Annotated in this window: 15 protein-coding genes; 8 read left to right on the plus strand and 7 right to left on the minus strand. The window is 72.3% G+C overall.

Annotated features, from left to right (window positions below; genetic code table 11):
• Positions 1-68: 68 nt before the first annotated feature.
• From ABT112_RS18895 to ABT112_RS18915, 5 genes are all read right to left on the minus strand, one after another.
• Positions 69-839: a succinate dehydrogenase iron-sulfur subunit gene (locus ABT112_RS18895; protein ID WP_351510968.1), complete on the minus strand. Its 771-nt coding sequence runs from the start codon at positions 837-839 to the stop codon at positions 69-71.
• Complete coding sequence (gene sdhA / locus ABT112_RS18900; RefSeq protein WP_351510970.1) at positions 839-2,593, minus strand: succinate dehydrogenase flavoprotein subunit; 1,755 nt, start codon at positions 2,591-2,593, stop codon at positions 839-841. Before sdhA ends, ABT112_RS18895 begins: the two co-directional genes overlap by 1 nt.
• Positions 2,594-2,613: 20 nt before the next feature.
• Positions 2,614-3,093, minus strand: coding sequence for a succinate dehydrogenase hydrophobic membrane anchor subunit (locus ABT112_RS18905; RefSeq protein WP_351510972.1), 480 nt, complete (start codon positions 3,091-3,093; stop codon positions 2,614-2,616).
• A 5-nt stretch (positions 3,094-3,098) separates the two neighbouring features.
• The gene (sdhC, locus tag ABT112_RS18910; protein WP_351510974.1) at positions 3,099-3,479 is read right to left on the minus strand and encodes a succinate dehydrogenase, cytochrome b556 subunit; all 381 of its coding nucleotides are present in this window, start codon (positions 3,477-3,479) and stop codon (positions 3,099-3,101) included.
• A 174-nt stretch (positions 3,480-3,653) separates the two neighbouring features.
• Entirely contained in the window at positions 3,654-4,358 is a 705-nt protein-coding gene (locus tag ABT112_RS18915) for a 2-oxo-4-hydroxy-4-carboxy-5-ureidoimidazoline decarboxylase (RefSeq protein ID WP_351510976.1), read from the minus strand.
• A 258-nt stretch (positions 4,359-4,616) separates the two neighbouring features.
• Here ABT112_RS18915 and ABT112_RS18920 point away from each other — a divergent pair, with 258 nt between their 5' ends.
• The 4 genes from ABT112_RS18920 to ABT112_RS18935 all read left to right on the plus strand — a co-directional run bounded on the left by ABT112_RS18920 (position 4,617) and on the right by ABT112_RS18935 (position 8,831).
• Positions 4,617-6,224 carry a beta-N-acetylhexosaminidase gene (locus tag ABT112_RS18920; RefSeq protein WP_351510978.1) on the plus strand — a complete coding sequence of 536 codons (1,608 nt, stop codon included), beginning with the start codon at positions 4,617-4,619 and terminating at the stop codon, positions 6,222-6,224.
• Positions 6,225-6,750: 526 nt separating this feature from the next.
• The gene (locus ABT112_RS18925) at positions 6,751-6,945 is read left to right on the plus strand and encodes a hypothetical protein (protein ID WP_351510980.1); all 195 of its coding nucleotides are present in this window, start codon (positions 6,751-6,753) and stop codon (positions 6,943-6,945) included.
• A 72-nt stretch (positions 6,946-7,017) separates the two neighbouring features.
• A complete protein-coding gene (locus ABT112_RS18930) occupies positions 7,018-7,755 on the plus strand; it encodes an RNA polymerase sigma factor (RefSeq protein ID WP_351511102.1) in 738 nt (245 codons plus the stop codon).
• The gene (locus ABT112_RS18935) at positions 7,755-8,831 is read left to right on the plus strand and encodes a hypothetical protein (RefSeq protein WP_351510982.1); all 1,077 of its coding nucleotides are present in this window, start codon (positions 7,755-7,757) and stop codon (positions 8,829-8,831) included. The genes ABT112_RS18930 and ABT112_RS18935 overlap by 1 nt, the downstream gene beginning before the upstream one ends.
• Before the next feature lie 1,033 nt (positions 8,832-9,864).
• Here the strand turns inward: ABT112_RS18935 and ABT112_RS18940 are convergent.
• Positions 9,865-10,776 carry a L,D-transpeptidase family protein gene (locus ABT112_RS18940; protein WP_351510984.1) on the minus strand — a complete coding sequence of 304 codons (912 nt, stop codon included), beginning with the start codon at positions 10,774-10,776 and terminating at the stop codon, positions 9,865-9,867.
• A gap of 182 nt (positions 10,777-10,958) precedes the next feature.
• On the opposite strand from ABT112_RS18940, the gene ABT112_RS18945 reads away from it, so the two are divergent.
• Both ABT112_RS18945 and leuE read left to right on the plus strand, forming a co-directional pair.
• Complete coding sequence (locus ABT112_RS18945; protein ID WP_351510986.1) at positions 10,959-12,557, plus strand: acyl-CoA mutase large subunit family protein; 1,599 nt, start codon at positions 10,959-10,961, stop codon at positions 12,555-12,557.
• Positions 12,558-12,659: 102 nt separating this feature from the next.
• Positions 12,660-13,343, plus strand: a complete 684-nt coding sequence (gene leuE, locus ABT112_RS18950; RefSeq protein ID WP_351510988.1) for a leucine efflux protein LeuE — start codon at positions 12,660-12,662, stop codon at positions 13,341-13,343.
• Between the two features lie 40 nt (positions 13,344-13,383).
• Here the strand turns inward: leuE and ABT112_RS18955 are convergent, their stop codons facing one another.
• On the minus strand, positions 13,384-14,091 hold the full coding sequence (locus ABT112_RS18955; RefSeq protein WP_351510990.1) for a FadR/GntR family transcriptional regulator: 708 nt from the start codon (positions 14,089-14,091) through the stop codon (positions 13,384-13,386).
• 166 nt (positions 14,092-14,257) lie between these two features.
• Between ABT112_RS18955 and ABT112_RS18960 the strand changes: the two genes are divergently transcribed.
• On the plus strand, positions 14,258-14,788 hold the full coding sequence (locus ABT112_RS18960) for a gluconokinase (RefSeq protein ID WP_351510992.1): 531 nt from the start codon (positions 14,258-14,260) through the stop codon (positions 14,786-14,788).
• Between the two features lie 10 nt (positions 14,789-14,798).
• The gene (locus tag ABT112_RS18965; RefSeq protein WP_351510994.1) at positions 14,799-16,205 is read left to right on the plus strand and encodes a GntP family permease; all 1,407 of its coding nucleotides are present in this window, start codon (positions 14,799-14,801) and stop codon (positions 16,203-16,205) included.
• The last annotated feature ends 162 nt before the right edge of the window (positions 16,206-16,367 follow it).

The raw sequence follows: 16,367 nt of genomic DNA on the forward strand, positions 1-16,367 counted from the left end.
GGAAGGGCCCGCTCCATCATGGAGCGGGCCCTTCCGCTGTCCTGCTGTGCCGCCGAAGCGGCGCGGAATCAGAAGCGACGCGTGATCAGCGCCCGCTTCACTTCCTGGATCGCCTTCGTGACCTCGATGCCACGCGGGCACGCGTCGGTGCAGTTGAAGGTGGTCCGGCAGCGCCAGACGCCGTCCTTGTCGTTGAGGATCTCCAGCCGCTGCTCCCCGGCCTCGTCACGCGAGTCGAAGATGAAGCGGTGCGCGTTGACGATCGCCGCCGGGCCGAAGTACTGGCCGTCGTTCCAGAACACCGGGCACGAGGTCGTGCACGCGGCGCACAGGATGCACTTGGTGGTGTCGTCGAAGCGCTCGCGGTCCTCGGCGGACTGCCGGCGCTCGCGCGTCGGCTCGTTCCCCGTGGTGACCAGGAACGGCATGACGTCCCGGTACGCCTGGAAGAACGGCTCCATGTCGACCACGAGGTCCTTGAGGACCGTGAGGCCCTTGATGGCCTCGACCGTGATCGGCTTCTCCGGGTTGATGTCCTTGATCAGCGTCTTGCACGCCAGCCGGTTGCGGCCGTTGATGCGCATCGCGTCGGAGCCGCAGATGCCGTGCGCGCAGGAGCGCCGGAAGGTCAGCGTGCCGTCCTGCTCCCACTTGATCTTGTGGAGGCCGTCGAGCACACGCTCCTTCGGGTCGATCTCGAGCTGGAAGTCCTCCCAGAACGGCTCGGCCGCGACCTCCGGGTTGAACCGGCGGATCCTGAAGGTGACCGTGATGTAGGGCGAAGCGTCGGAGGCGTCCTGAGGGGCCGCGTCCTGCTTCTCGAGCGTCGGGGTGCTCATCAGTACTTACGCTCCATCGGCTGGTAGCGGGTCTGCACGACCGGCTTGTAGTCGAGGCGGATGGACTCGGCGCCGTCGTCGCCCACCTCGCGGTACGCCATGGTGTGCCGCATGAAGTTGACGTCGTCGCGGTTCGGGTAGTCCTCGCGGTAGTGACCGCCGCGGGACTCCTTCCGGGCGAGGGCGGAGACGGCCATGACCTCGGCCAGGTCGAGGAGGTTGCCCAGCTCGACGGCCTCCAGCAGGTCGGTGTTGAACCGCTTGCCCTTGTCCTGGATCGCCACGTTCAGGTAGCGCTCCCGCAGCTCGCCGATCTTCTCGACGGCGGTCTTGATCGTCTGCTCGGTGCGGAACACCATGACGTTGGCGTCCATGGTGTCCTGCAGCGCCTTGCGGATCTCGGTGACCCGCTCGCCGCCGGTGGACGTCCGCAGCCGCTCGACCTGGGCCTCGACGAGCTCGGCCGGGTTCTCCGGCAGCTCGACGAAGTCGGCCTTGGCGGCGTACTCGGCGGCGGCGATGCCGGCCCGGCGTCCGAAGACGTTGATGTCGAGCAGCGAGTTGGTGCCCAGCCGGTTGGCGCCGTGCACCGACACGCACGCGACCTCGCCCGCGGCGTACAGGCCCGGCACGACGGTGTCGTTGTCGGCCAGCACCTCGCCCTCGACGTTGGTCGGGATGCCGCCCATCGCGTAGTGCGCGGTCGGCTGGATCGGGATCGGGTCCGTGTAGGGCTCGATGCCGAGGTACGTCCGCGCGAACTCGGTGATGTCCGGCAGCTTGGCGTCCAGCTGCTCCGGCGGCAGGTGGGTCAGGTCGAGGAAGACGTGGTCGCCCTCGGGACCGCAGCCGCGGCCCTCGCGGATCTCCGTGTAGATGGAGCGCGAGACGACGTCACGCGAGGCGAGGTCCTTCATGACGGGCGCGTACTTCTCCATGAAGCGCTCGCCGTCCTTGTTGCGGAGGATGCCGCCCTCACCGCGCGCACCCTCGGTGAGGAGGATGCCCATGCGCCAGATGCCGGTCGGGTGGAACTGGAAGAACTCCATGTCCTCCAGCGGCAGCCCGCGCCGGTACGCGGCGGCCTGGCCGTCACCGGTCAGGGTGTGCGCGTTGGAGGTCACCTTGAAGAACTTGCCGGTGCCGCCGGAGGCGAAGATCACGGCCTTCGCCTGGAAGACGTGGATCTCACCGGTGGCCAGCTCGTACGCGACGACGCCCGCGGACTTCGTGACCCCGTCGACCTCACGGAGCAGCAGGTCCAGGACGTAGAACTCGTTGTAGAACTCCACGCCCTCCTTGACGCAGTTCTGGTACAGCGTCTGGAGGATCATGTGGCCGGTGCGGTCCGAGGCGTAGCAGGACCGGCGGACCGGGGCCTCGCCGTGGTTCCGGCTGTGGCCGCCGAACCGGCGCTGGTCGATGGTGCCGTCCGGCGTCCGGTTGAACGGCAGGCCCATCTTCTCCAGGTCGAGGACCGAGTCGATGGCCTCCTTCGCCAGGATCTCGGCGGCGTCCTGGTCGACCAGGTAGTCGCCGCCCTTGATCGTGTCGAAGGTGTGCCACTCCCAGTTGTCCTCCTCGACGTTCGCGAGGGCGGCGGCCATGCCGCCCTGTGCGGCGCCGGTGTGGGAGCGGGTCGGGTACAGCTTCGTCAGGACGGCGGTGCGGCTGCGCTTCGTCGACTCGATGGCCGCGCGCATCCCGGCGCCGCCGGCGCCGACGATGACGGTGTCGTACTTGTGAATCTTCATGTCGTGCGTCAGCCCCGGCTCTACTGGATGTTCGGGTCGAAGGTGAAGATCACCAGCGTGCCCAGAAGGACGGTGAACACCGTGGCGGTGTAGAGCAACATCTTCAGCCAGAGGCGCGTGTTGTCCCGCTCGGCGTAGTCGTTGATGATCGTCCGCAGACCGTTGGCACCGTGCAGCATGGCGAGCCAGAGCATGGTCAGATCCCAGATCTGCCAGAACGGCGAGGCCCAGCGGCCGGCGACGAACGCGAAGCCGATCTTGCTCACGCCGCCGTCCAGGACCAGCTGGATCAGCAGGTGGCCGATGACCAGAACGACGAGAACGATGCCGGACAGCCGCATGAACAGCCAGCCGTACAGCTCGAAGTTGGTGCGGGTCGACTTCGGCGTGCGGCCGGTGCGGGCCCGCGGCGGCTCGATGACCGGAGCCGGGTTCTCCGGGCTGTAGCCGGAGTCGGTCGGCTCGACCGAATCCTTCGGAGAGGTCTCAGTGGTGCTCATGTATGTCAGCTCCCGAACACTTCGCGCGCGGCGTGGTTGAGGACGGGGTAGACCGCCCCGGCCATCAGCACGACCCAGACGCCCATGACCGTCCACAGCAGCTGCTTCTGGTACCTCGGGCCCTTGGCCCAGAAGTCCACAGCGATGACCCGCAGGCCGTTGAGTGCGTGGAAGAGGATGGCGGCGACGAGGCCGTATTCCATCAAGGCGACAAGGGGCGTCTTGTACAGCGCAATGGTGTCGTCGTACGTCTGCGGGGAGACGCGGACGAGAGCGGTGTCGAGAACGTGGACGAACAGGAAGAAGAAGATGAGGACACCGGTGACGCGATGAGCCACCCATGACCACATGCCTTCCCGGCCGCGGTACAGCGTTCCAGCCGGCACGGAAAACCCTCCGGGAGCGGGGATTGGGGCCTGCCGCCAGCTTCTGACAGTTAAGAGGAGCACTGTCGGTCGGGCCCGGCCGGGTACGGTCCACCGGCCCTGGCCATCGTAGCGACGCCTTGTCGGTTCACTCGCCCGGGGGCCCGAAGGTGTGATCAAAGAGGCACGTACGGGCTATCGAGCCGTCCCGGACCAGGGTTTTTCCGGATGATCCGCTACAAGTCGCCCCAGCCGCCCCCGGGCCGTGCGCCGCAGTTCGTCGGCGGCGACGGTGCGCTCCTCCTCCGGTTCGTGACCCAGTCGTCGCCGGATCTCCGCCAGGACGTGACCGAGCACCTCGTCCGGCCGGAGCCCGTCCGTGCAGATCACGAAGAGATGCCCGAAGCGGCTCTCGTACGCGGCGTGCGCCGCCCGCAGCGCGGTGTGCGCCGCCTGGCTGCCCGGCCCCGGCGGGAGCGGGGCCCCGAGCCCCGGCAGCCCGCCCGCGGCGGACTCCCCGTCCAGCGCCTCCGCGAGATCGGCCGGAGTGAGGTCGTAGCCCGCCTCGTCGGCCGCGGCGAGCAGGGCGTCGACATCGGGGTAGGGGCGGTGGTCGGCGAGCCGGCGAGCCCAGCGGCGGCTGCGGCAGCAGCCGAGCAGCGCGGCCTCGGCGGCGCCCCGGGGTGCGGCGTTGAACCGCTCCAGGGCGGAGGCGGCGGGCTCCCGGACCGGGCCGGTCCGCTCGCTCCCGCCCGGAGGTGGGTCTCCGGCCAGGGCTGGGCTTCCGGTCGGGGCCGGACTTCCGTTCCGGGACGTGCTGCCGTTCAGGGGCGAGCTTCCGTTCAGGGACGAGCTTCCGGTCGGGGCTGAGCTTCCGGTCAGGGGTGTGCTCCCGATCATGGATGTGATGGACTCCCGCGGCGGGACGGCCGGAGTGTCGCTGGACAGCGTGGCCTCCTCTGGCGATCTCCGGCGCGCCGGGGCAGGGGAGAAAAGTGGGACAGGAGGTACGGGTGAGCGTCAACCGTATCGGTGCATGTCACCGCCTGTCCGATGCATAGGGCAATTTCACCCGGACGGGAGCGGTCGCGCGCGAGTGAAGAACAGGGAAGCGTGCGAGGAGCCGTACCTTTGTCGTTATTGGGAGGTTTTACTCCGATGGTGCATCCGACAGGGTCGACCAGGCCGACACGACGGCTGGGAACACCGGCCGCCCTGGGAGCCGCCGCCCTCGCGGTGGCGCTCCTCGGGGGCTGTTCCGGCAACGGGGGCGGCGGCGGTGAGCAGGCGAGCGCGTCGCACCGCTCGCCGAGTCCCACCAAGTCCTATCCGCCGCCGGACCCGCCGCGTACGGTGCCGGCCGTGCGCGCGTTCGACCCGGGGAACGGCCCGGGCTGGAAACCGGCGAAGGACACCCGGGTCGTCGCGGACCCGAAGGGCCCGCTCGCCGACGAGGCCCGGATGCTCGCGGGCGAGCTGAAAGCCGACTACGCCACCGGCTCCCCGCGGAAGGGCGACATCGAGCTGACGCTGGACAAGGGCCGCGGCGGCGGCGCCGAGGCCTACCGGATCACCACGCGGGACGGCCGGGTCGTGATCACCGGAGCCGCGGACGCCGGGGTCTTCTACGGCACCCGCACCGTCCTCCAGACGCTCCGCTCGGGCGGCGAGGTCCCCGAGGGTGTCATCGACGACCGCCCCGACCGGCCGCAGCGCGGCCTCAACCTCGACATCGCCCGTAAGCACTTCACCCCGGAGTGGATCGAGGACCGGCTGCACGAGATGGCCGACCTGAAGCTCAACCAGCTCGCCCTCCACTTCTCCGACGATCAGGGCTTCAGGATCCAGAGCACCTCGCATCCCGAGGTCGTCTCCCGCGAGCACCTCACCCTGGCCCAGCTGCGGCACATCCTGGACGTGGCGAAGAAGCTGCACATCACCGTCATCCCGGAGATCGACTCGCCCGGCCACCTCGGTGCGGTGCTGCGCGCCCACCCCTCGCTCCAGCTGGTCAATGTCAATGGCGAGCCCGCCGAGGGCGCCATCGACATCGGCAAGCCGGCGTCCGCCCGGCTCATCGACGACCTGCTGCGGGAGTACTCCAAGACCTTCCCCGGGCCGTACTTCCACATCGGCGCCGACGAGTACAGCGCGCTGATGGCCGAGGACCCCTCGGCCTCCTACCCCTCACTCGCCGCGCAGGCCCGGGAGAAGTACGGGCCGGACGGGCGCATCCAGGACCTGGCCACCGCCTGGCTCAACGACCGTGCCGCCGTGGTGCGGGAGGGCGGCAAGAAGGCCAAGGCCTGGAACGACGGCTTCTTCACCGGCGGCGTGGTGAAGGCCGACAAGAACATCGAGGTCGAGTACTGGACCGGCAAGGAGGCCGGGGAGCGGGTGCCGGCGTCGTACCTGAGCGAGGGCCGCACCGTGGCCAACCTCAATGACGAGTACCTCTACTACGTGCTCGGCGAGCCCAACGACTTCACCTATCCGACCGGCGAGCGGATCTACGAGCAGTGGACTCCGGCGGTGCTGCGCGGCACCAAGCCGGTGACCTCGCAGAAGACCGGCCCGCAGCAGGTGCCGGGCGGGCGCTTCGCCGTCTGGTGCGACCTCGCCGGCACCCAGACCGAGGAGCAGGTGGCGCGCGGGATCCGGCTGCCGCTCAACGCGGTCTCGCAGAAGCTGTGGGACCCGGGGAAGCCGCAGCTCAGCTGGCCGGCCTTCACGAAGCTGGCGGACCGGGTGGACGCGGAGAACTGAGCCCTGCCGCCGGGGCCGGCTCCGGGTGGAGTGGTCCGGGCATCGCCTCGACGGCTCCGGGCGGAGCGGTCGGGCATCGCCTCGGCGCCTCGAATCCGTGCGGGTTCGGGGCGCCGTTCGCCGTTCCGGAACGCCCGGCGGCGGGAGAACCCGTCACCCGGCGGCCCCGCATCATGGCAGGCGGAGGGCCCGCGGCCCCGGTTCGTCCGAGGCATGGACGCATTCGCCCGGCATCCGGACGGCGTGTCGGTGGGGAAACAAAGGACGGCCGGGGTCGCCACCCCCCACAGGAGAGACCCCGGCCGTCGTCAAAGAGGGCCTGTGAGAGGCCCGTACTCCCCTCAGCGCCGGACGGCGGTTTTCTGTCACACCACCCCCCGGCCACCCTCCGGCCGGTCCCCGCTCGCCCGGCGGACGTGGACGCGGAAGCGGAACAGGCCGTAGCGTGCTGGTCGCGCCGGACGGCGTGACTGCCGTGATCGTTTGCCCGGCCCAGGGAGGGCCGTACTCCGGGGGTGCTCCACAGATGAATCCGTGCGTCGACGGCCAGGCCGGGCCCGCGCGGCCCGCGCACCTGTGGCGCGCCCTGCCGGTGGCCGCGGGCCTGCCCGCCGGTGCGGCGATCGTCCCCCCGGCCGACGGCCCGTACCGGAACCCGGACATGATGTCCTCCGCGGCGCGGAGGAACCGGGTCATGGTTCCCGGGTCCGGCGGCCACTGATACCGGCGAGGGAGACGCACCGTGAGGTCCCCCAGGTCGGAGAGTCAAGTGAGAGTGAAGCAGGATGAGGGCGTGCCGGGGGACGACGCGGAACTGACCGCCGCGGTGCACGCGGCGCAGGACGGGGACGAGAATGCGTTCCGGACCGTCTACCGGGCGGTGCACCCGCGGCTGCTCGGCTATGTGCGCACGCTGGTCGCCGACCCGGACGCGGAGGACGTCGCGTCCGAGGCGTGGCTGCAGATAGCCCGCGACCTGGAGCGGTTCAGCGGCGACGCGGACCGCTTCCGCGGCTGGGCGGCGCGGATAGCCCGGAACCGGGCGCTGGACCACATACGGATGCGCGGCCGCAGACCGGCCGTCGGCGGCGACGAAACCGAACTCACGGACAAGCCGGGTGAGGCGGACACCGCGAACGAGGCGCTGGAGGCCCTCGGGACCGGCAGCACGCTCCGGCTCATCTCCCACCTCCCGCAGGACCAGGCCGAGGCCGTGGTGCTGCGGGTCGTCGTCGGACTCGACGCGAAGAGCGCGGCCGGAGTGCTCGGCAAGCGGCCGGGCGCGGTGCGCACCGCGGCACACCGCGGACTGAAGCGGCTCGCCGAGATCCTCGGCGCCTCGGCCCCCGCCGGGTTCGGGGGCGACACCGCAGGTGACACAGGAATCGAAGCGGCTTCGGCAGCCGCGGCGGAGGGCGGTACGGAGCCGGGCGGACTGGAGGGCGTGCCCCCGCAGCGGGCCCCGCGGCCGGGCGCTCGGCCGTCCGCCGGTGTGACGGATTCCGGTCCACGGACGCAGAAGGACATGTGATGGCCGACGACCGGTACAGCTGGCTGGACGAGGACGCTGCGGAGCGGTTGCTGCGCGGCGCTTCAGCCGACGCCGCGGTCGGAGCCGACGACCCCCTCGCGCGCGCCCAGGCCGAGCGGCTCGCCGCTGCCCTGGCCGACGCGGCGGACGTCCGCCTGCCCGGAACCGGAACCGGCCCCGGAGGCGCGTTCCACGAGGAACTTCCCGGTGAGGCCGCCGCGCTGGCCGCCTTCCGGAAGGCCCGGGAAGAACGCGCCGATGTCGTGTCCACGATGTCTACGCGCGGGGAAGCCCCGATGGGCGCCCCGCCGTCCGTCCGGCTGGGAAGACCCAAGCCGCCCCGGCGTGGCCGGCCGTCCCGCTTCGGCCGGCCGCTGCGTGCGGGCCTGGCAGTGGCTCTGGCCGGGTGCGCGCTGGGCGGCGTCGCCGTCGCCGCGGGAGCGGGAGTCCTGCCCGCGCCGTTCGGCGGCGGGAGCGGGGAACCGCTGCCGGCACAGAGCGTGTCCGCGGGCGCGACCTCCGGCCCCGACTCGCCTCCGCCGTCCCACGACGGCGGCACGGACCGGACTCCGGACCGGTCTCCCACGGGACGGCCCACCGGAGAGCGCGACAGCGACGCCGACCGCCGGGACCCCGGCACCGTCGCCCCCTCCGCCGGTGGCCACGGCCGCCCGTCGGACAGCGGCGGCACCGGCCGGGACGACAAGCCCGAGGTGCCGGGCCAGGGCGACGGCCGGGACCGGGAGAAGCTGAAGTTCTTCCTGGCGCTGTGCCAGAAGTACGAGACCGGTGGGCTCGACGCCCGGACCCGGCTGGCCCTGGAGCGGGCGGCCGGCGGTTCGCAGGCGGTCGACCGCTACTGTGACCGGCTGTCGGCCGGCGGCTCCGTCGACGGCGGAACGGGCTCGGACTCCAAGCCCGGCGGCGACGGCCACGGTGACGGCGGCACCGACGACAGCGGTGACGCCGACCGCGGCGGCAACGGTCCGGGGCACGGCGAGGGCAAGCCCAGCGCGTACAGCCCCACGGCCGGGGACACCTCGACGGTCCCGGCCACCGGGACCACGGCTCCCTGAGGCCTTTGCCCTCTGGCCTCCGGGCGCAGGGGGTCTTTCGCCGCAGCCAGGGGGCTTTCCCCGCGCCCAGGGTGCTTTCGCCACGGGGCCCCGGACCTGAGGACTTCACCGGAAGGCCCCGGGTCTCGGGGTCTTTCGCCGCGCCACGGCCCGGGGTCGTCCCGGCAGCCCTCCGGCGGTCGCTTCCGTTTCCGGAGTGATCTCCCGGGGGCGCGGGGGCGCGGGGGCGCGGGGGCGTCCCTCCTCGGGAGGCTCGCCGTGCGGGACACGGTGCCTGGGCCTCCGGCGTCCACGGTGCTGCCCGAGCCCTCCGGCATCCGTGCCCCTGCTGTTGCGGGGGCTTCACCGGCTCTGCCTCGCGGGCGCCTTCACCGGACCGGGGCTGCGCGGGCACCCTCACGGACCGGGCTGCTCGGGCGCTTTCACCGGACCGGGGCCGCGGGCGCCTTCACCGGACCGGGCTGCTCGGGCGCTTTCACCGGACCGGGGCCGCGGGCCCCCTCACCGGACCCCGGCTGCGCGGGCGCCCCTCCGAGAGCCCGTCGTCTTCGCCGGGCGGAGGGCCGGATCACCGGCCTGACCTGGCCCGTTCCTGGTTGGCGGCTCGGTGCGGCCAGGGCGGTCCCTCGCGTGCGCGGGTGCGCCCCGGCGCGCTTCGGCGCGCTGTCCGGTCGCGCCGTGGAGCCCGGGCGTGACGGATTCGGCGCCGCTTCAGTCCACTGTTCAACCAAGGGTGTGACACTTTTCGAAGACCCGGCGCAGTATGAAGTGAGCCGACTGGTCATCGGCCGCGTGAAGAGCCGGGGTTCCCCCCGTACCTACGGCTCCACGCATCGGCGCGGGCGGGGCACGTTCCCCCGGCCCCGCCCGCGCCCTCTCTTTCCGACCTCCTCGCCCCCGGCTTCCCGCCGCGCGCCCGGCAGCATCCCCCGGCAGCCTTCCGGCAACGCCCCGGAACCACGGCGGCGAGCGCCTCCCCGCAGCCCCGTCCCCGGACATGTCCGTTCAGCCGTGGAGGGCTAGCGGTGGACGGCTAGCGGTGGACGACCACCTTGTCCCCGGGCCGTACCCCGGCGAAGACCGCGGCGATCCCGGCCCGGTCCCGGACGTTCACACAGCCGTGCGACGCCCCGGCGTAGCCGCGGGCCGCGAAGTCCGCCGAGTAGTGCACCGCCTGGCCGCCGCTGAAGAACATCGCGTACGGCATCGGGGTGCGGTAGATCGTCGAGACATGGTGGCGGCTCTTGAAGGTGACGGCGAAGACGCCCTCGCGGGTCGGGGTGTACTGCGAGCCGAACCGCACGTCCATCGCCGCGAGCACCCGGCCGTCCGCCATCCACGCCAGGGTGTTGCTGCTCTTGCTGATGCACAGCACCCGCCCGGTGCGGCAGCGCGGATCGGTCCGCGGCAGGGGGCGGCTCGTGGGCGGATACAGCGCGGCGCGCGACGGCTGCCGGGTCAGCGCGCGCAGCGCGGCCCAGGTGCCGGGGTCCACCGCGCCGGTGACGGCCCGGTGCCGCCGGGCCTGGAAGGACCGGACCGACGCCGTGGTGACCGAGCCGTAGTAGCCGGTCGGAGCCCGGCCGAAGAGCCCCAGCTCCCGGAGCCGGGCCTGGAGTTCCCGTACCCGGGCGCTCCGGCTGCCGAGGGCCATCACGGGTGCCGGTGCCGCCGGCCGGGGTGCGGCGGACGGCCGGGACGGCTGCTTCGGCGCGGGCCGGGTGCTGCCGGTCGCCGTTCCGGGACCGCGGTGGGAGGGCGGTCCGCTGCGGGAGGCGGTGGCCGGCGCCGTGCGGGCCGGGGCCTTGCCGTCGCCGGCGACGGGGGTTCTCGAGGTGCAGCCGGTGGCCGCGCCGGCCGCCAGAACGACGGCCGCGGCCGCCGCGACCGCCCCGCGCACACCTCCGCAGACCAGGCCCCTGCACACCGACGAGTTCCAGGCCACCAAGATCCCCCCTCATCCGGATCTTTCCCCGTTTGACTCTTCCCGGGCTGCCGGTGGGCGAACCCGGGGTACATCCCTGGATGAAAGGTCCCGCAGCCGGGCCGGCGCGGGGCGCGCTCCGCCCCGCGGCCCGGCGCCGCGGACACGGGCCACCGGTGCGTGGCGACAGGGAAGGCACAGCAATGGCGCCAGAGTCGGGCAGCCCCCGGACCACCGAGAGCGGACTTCCCATCGAGCCGGTGTACGGCCCGGCGTCCCTGGCCGGGTGGGACGCGGCGGAGAAGCTGGGCGAGCCGGGGGAGTACCCCTTCACCCGCGGGGTCTACCCGTCGATGTACACGGGCCGGCCCTGGACGATGCGGCAGTACGCGGGCTTCGGCACCGCCACCGAGTCCAACGCCCGCTACCGGGATCTGATCGCCCACGGCACGACGGGCCTGTCCGTGGCGTTCGACCTGCCGACCCAGATGGGCCACGACTCCGACGCGCCCCTCGCGCACGGGGAGGTCGGCAAGGTCGGGGTGGCGATCGACTCGGCCGAGGACATGCGGGTGCTGTTCGACGGCATCCCGCTGGACCAGGTCTCCACCTCGATGACCATCAACGCACCGGCCGCGCTGCTGCTGCTGATGTACGGGATCGTCGCCGAGGAACAGGGCATCGCGGCCGGCGGGCTGACCGGCACCGTCCAGAACGACGTGCTCAAGGAGTACATCGCCCGGGGCACCTACATCTTTCCGCCGGTGCCCTCGCTGCGGCTGACCGCGGACATCTTCCAGTACTGCCGGCGGGAGATGCCGAGGTGGAACACCATTTCGATCTCCGGCTACCACATGGCGGAGGCCGGGGCCTCGCCCGCGCAGGAGATCGCGTTCACCCTGGCCGACGGCATCGAGTACGTCCGCACGGCCCTGGCCGCCGGGATGGCGGTGGACGACTTCGCGCCCCGGCTGTCGTTCTTCTTCGTCTCCCGCACCACGCTCCTGGAGGAGGTCGCCAAGTTCCGCGCCGCGCGCCGGATCTGGGCGCGGGTGATGCGGGAGGAGTTCGGTGCCCGGAACCCCAAGTCGATGATGCTGCGCTTCCACACCCAGACCGCGGGGGTGCAGCTCACCGCCCAGCAGCCGGAGGTCAATCTGGTGCGGGTCGCGATTCAGGGGCTCGCCGCCGTGCTCGGCGGCACCCAGTCGCTGCACACCAACTCCTTCGACGAGGCCATCGCGCTGCCGACGGACAAGTCGGCCCGGCTCGCGCTGCGCACCCAGCAGGTGCTGGCCCACGAGACCGATGTCACCGCCACCGTCGACCCGTTCGCCGGTTCGTACGCGGTGGAGCGGATGACCGACGAGGTCGAGGACGCCGCGGTGGAGCTGATGCGACGGGTCGAGGACCTGGGCGGCGCGGTCGCCGCGATCGAACGCGGCTTCCAGAAGGGCGAGATCGAGCGCAGCGCGTACCGCATCGCGCAGGAGACGGACTCCGGTGAACGCACCGTGGTGGGGGTCAACCGGTTCCGGACGCCGACGGAGGAGCCGTACCAGCCGCTGCGGGTGGACCCGGCGATCGAGGCGCAGCAGGCCGAGCGGCTGGCCAAGCTGCGCGCGGAGCGGGACCGGACGGCCGTGGACTCCGCGCTCGGCGCGCTGCGGGGCGCGGCGGCGGGGACGGACAACGTGCTGTACCCCATGAAGCGGGCGCTGGCGGCGCGCGCCACGGTGGGCGAGGTGTGCAACGCACTGCGGGAGGTGTGGGGCGCCTACGAACCGTCGGACGTGTTCTGACCTGCGGGAACCATGCGGGTGTCCCGGCCCGGGAGCGGTCCGCCGCTTCTGGCATGTGGACGCCTGAGCGAATTGTCGGAGGCCTGTGCCAGACTCCGGGCCATGCTGGGCGTGACCGACCTCCCGACGTATCTCGCCGGACTCGTACTGATCATCCTGTTGCCCGGGCCGAACTCGCTGTACGTGATATCGGTCGCGGCACGGCGCGGTGTGCGCACCGGCTACCGCGCCGCGTGCGGGGTCTTCTGCGGCGACGCCGTGCTGATGGTGCTCTCCGCGGCCGGCGTGGCCTCGCTCCTCCAGGCCAACGCCATGCTCTACGGCATCGTGAAGTACGCGGGCGCCGGCTATCTGACCTGGCTGGCGATCGGCATGCTGCGGGCCGCGTGGAGCATGTGGCGCGCCCGGCACGAGCGCCCGGCCGCCGAGGACGCCGGGCCTGTTTCCGCCGCCGCCGCGGCCGGGGAGGGGACCGAGGCGGTGGAGCGGCCGTACCGCCGGGCCCTGGTGATCAGCCTGCTCAACCCGAAGGCGATCCTCTTCTTCGTCTCCTTCTTCGTGCAGTTCGTCGACCCCGGATACGCGCACCCGGCGCTGTCGTTCCTGCTGCTCGGCACGCTGGCCACGCTGTGCTCGTTCCTCTATCTGACCGCGCTGATATTCGGCGGCAGCCGGGTGGCGGCGCAGTTCCGCCGCCGCAAGCGGCTCGCGGCGGGGGCGACCTCGGCGGCGGGGGCGCTCTTCCTCGGCTTCGCGGCGAAGCTGTCGCTGTCGAGCGCGGGCTGAGACCGCGCGGCCGTCGTCCCCGGGCGGGCGCGGCCGGGGCTCAGGGCGCGAGGACGTCCAGCTCGGCCATCGCGCCGGCGGTGATCTCCCGGGTGAGCCGCTCGGCACGGGCCGCGTCCCGCGCCCGTACCGCCTCCGCCACCTGGACGTGCAGGGTGACCGCGGCCGGGTCGGGGTCGGTGAACATCACCTGGTGCTCGGTGCGGCCGGCCAGCACCTCCGCCACCACATCGCCGAGCCGGGCGAACATCTCGTTGCCCGAGGACTGCAGCACGACCCGGTGGAACGCCACGTCGTGCACCAGATAGGCGTCCAGCTGCTGCCCGCGTGAGGTCGCCACCATGCCCAGGGCGTGCCGGGTGAGCTCGGCGCACTGCTCGGGGGTGGCGAGCTCGGCGGCCAGCCCGGCGGCGACCGGTTCGACCGCCGAGCGCAGCACCGTCAGCGACCGCAGCTGGCGCGCCCGGTCGGCGCCGGCCAGCCGCCACCGGATGACCTGCGGGTCGTAGACGTTCCACTGGTCCGCCGGGAGGACGGTGACCCCGACCCGGCGCCGCGACTGCACCAGGTGCATCGACTCCAGGACCCGGACCGCCTCGCGGACCACGGTGCGGGAGACGTCGAAGCGCTCCTCCAGCTCGTCGGTGCGCAGGACGGTCCCCGCCGGGTACTCGCCCGCCGTGATCGCGGGACCGAGGGACGCCAACAGCCGTGCGTGCAGTCCCCGTTCCCGGCCCTGGCTCTCCATGGTCTTCCCGTCTCTCCGGCCGCCCCCTGTGCGGAAGTCAGCCTACGCGCCGGACCGTGACCTCAATTAAGTATGACTTTTAGCGCACGAACTCTTGAATACGTCGTACCTATGAGTTTGAGTGTGGGGCGCGTCGAGGTCGCAGAGGACAGCGAGGTTTTCGCAGATGAACGCCCCCCACGTCGTGGTCGTCATGGGTGTGTCCGGTACGGGCAAATCCACTGTCGGCCAGGCCCTGGCCGCCGAGCTCGGTGTGCCGTACGCCGAGGCGGACGGCTTCCACCCGCCCGCCAACATCGCCAAGATGTCCGGCGGCACCCCGCTCGACGACGCCGACCGCGCGCCCTGGCTCGACGCCATCGGCGCCTGGGCCCGGAGCCGCGCCGGCCTCGGCGGTGTGGTCAGCTGCTCCGCCCTCAAGCGCGCCTACCGCGACCGGCTGCGGGCCGCCGCCCCCGGCCTCTGCTTCCTCCATCTCACGGGCGAGCGCTCGCTGATCGCCGAGCGCCTGGACGGGCGCCGGGACCACTTCATGCCCGGTGCTCTGCTCGATTCGCAGTTCGCCGCCCTGGAGCCGCTCCAGGCGGACGAGTGCGGAACCGCCGTCCCCGTCACCGCGGATCCGGCGTCCGTCACCGCACAGGCGGTTGCCGCCCTGGCGCGGTGTCCGGCCCCCACCCCCGTCACCCACCCGTAAAGGAATCGCCGTGACCGGTCGTCTCAGCGCGGAGATACTGGCGGCAGCGGACCCCGTCGAGCCGATCACCTCGGCGGGCCATGCGCAGCTGGGCCTCGCCGTCCTCGTCGGCATCGCCGTCATCGTCCTGCTCATCACCCGCTGGAAGGTGCACGCCTTCCTCGCCCTGACCATCGGCTCCCTGGCCCTCGGCGCCGTCGCGGCGGCCCCCCTCGACAAGGTGACCGAAAGCTTCACCACGGGCCTCGGCGACACCGTCGCGGGTGTCGGGGTGCTCATCGCCCTCGGCGCGATCCTCGGCAAGCTGCTCGCCGACTCCGGCGGGGCGGACCAGATCGTCGACACCATCCTGGCCCGGGCGGGCGAACGCTCCATGCCGTGGGCGATGGCACTGATCGCGGGGATCATCGGGCTGCCGCTCTTCTTCGAGGTCGGCATCGTGCTGCTGATCCCGGTGGTCCTGCTCGTCGCCAAGCGCGGCCACTACTCCCTGATGCGCATCGGCATCCCGGCGCTGGCCGGCCTGTCCGTGATGCACGGCCTCGTGCCGCCGCACCCCGGCCCGCTCGCCGCCATCGACGCCGTCGGTGCCGACCTCGGCGTCACCCTCGCGCTCGGGGTGCTGGTCGCCGTGCCGACCGTGGTCATCGCCGGCCCGGTGTTCTCCCGGTACGCCGCCCGCTGGGTGGACGTCACCCCGCCCGAGGGCCTGGTTCCGGAGCGCCCCTCGGAGACCCTGGAGCGCCGCCCGAGCTTTCCCGCCACGGTCGCGACCGTGCTGCTCCCGGTCGCCCTGATGCTGGTCAAGGCACTGGTGGACATCGTCGTCGACGACCCCGAGGACCACGTCCAGCGGGTCACCGACGTCCTCGGCTCCCCGCTGATCGCCCTGCTCGCGGCCGTGGTCGTCGGGATGTTCACGCTCGGCCGGGCGGCCGGCTTCGGCAAGGACCGGCTGGCCGTGACGGTGGAGAAGTCGCTGGTGCCGATCGCCGGGATCCTGCTGATCGTCGGTGCCGGCGGCGGCTTCAAGCAGACGCTGATCGACTGCGGCGTCGGGCAGATGATCCTGGAGCTCTCCCGGGACTGGTCGGTCTCCGCGCTGCTGCTCGCCTGGCTGATCGCGGTCGGCATCCGGCTGGCGACGGGGTCGGCGACGGTGGCCACCATCTCCGCCGCCGGGCTGGTCGGCCCGCTCGCGGCCGATATGAGCACCCCGCAGGTGGCCCTGCTGGTCCTGGCGATCGGGGCGGGCTCCCTCTTCTTCAGTCATGTGAACGACGCCGGCTTCTGGCTGGTGAAGGAGTACTTCGGGATGAGCGTCGGCCAGACGTTCAAGACCTGGTCGGTGATGGAGACCATCATCTCGGTGGTCGGCATCGGCTTCATCCTGCTGCTCTCGCTGGTCCTGCCCTAGCTCCGGTCCCGCGGGAGCGGGAGCGGGCGGGGACCGGGTCCGGACGCTCGGATCCGGCCCCGCAGCCGGCCCGCGACCGCCTCGGGCACCGGTTCGCGACCGCCTCGGGCACCGGCCTCCGGCGCCGTGGCCCCATCCGAAGGGGCCGCGGCGCCGTGACGT

The organism is Streptomyces sp. NPDC002055 (genome assembly GCF_040296705.1).
Lineage (GTDB): Bacteria > Actinomycetota > Actinomycetes > Streptomycetales > Streptomycetaceae > Streptomyces.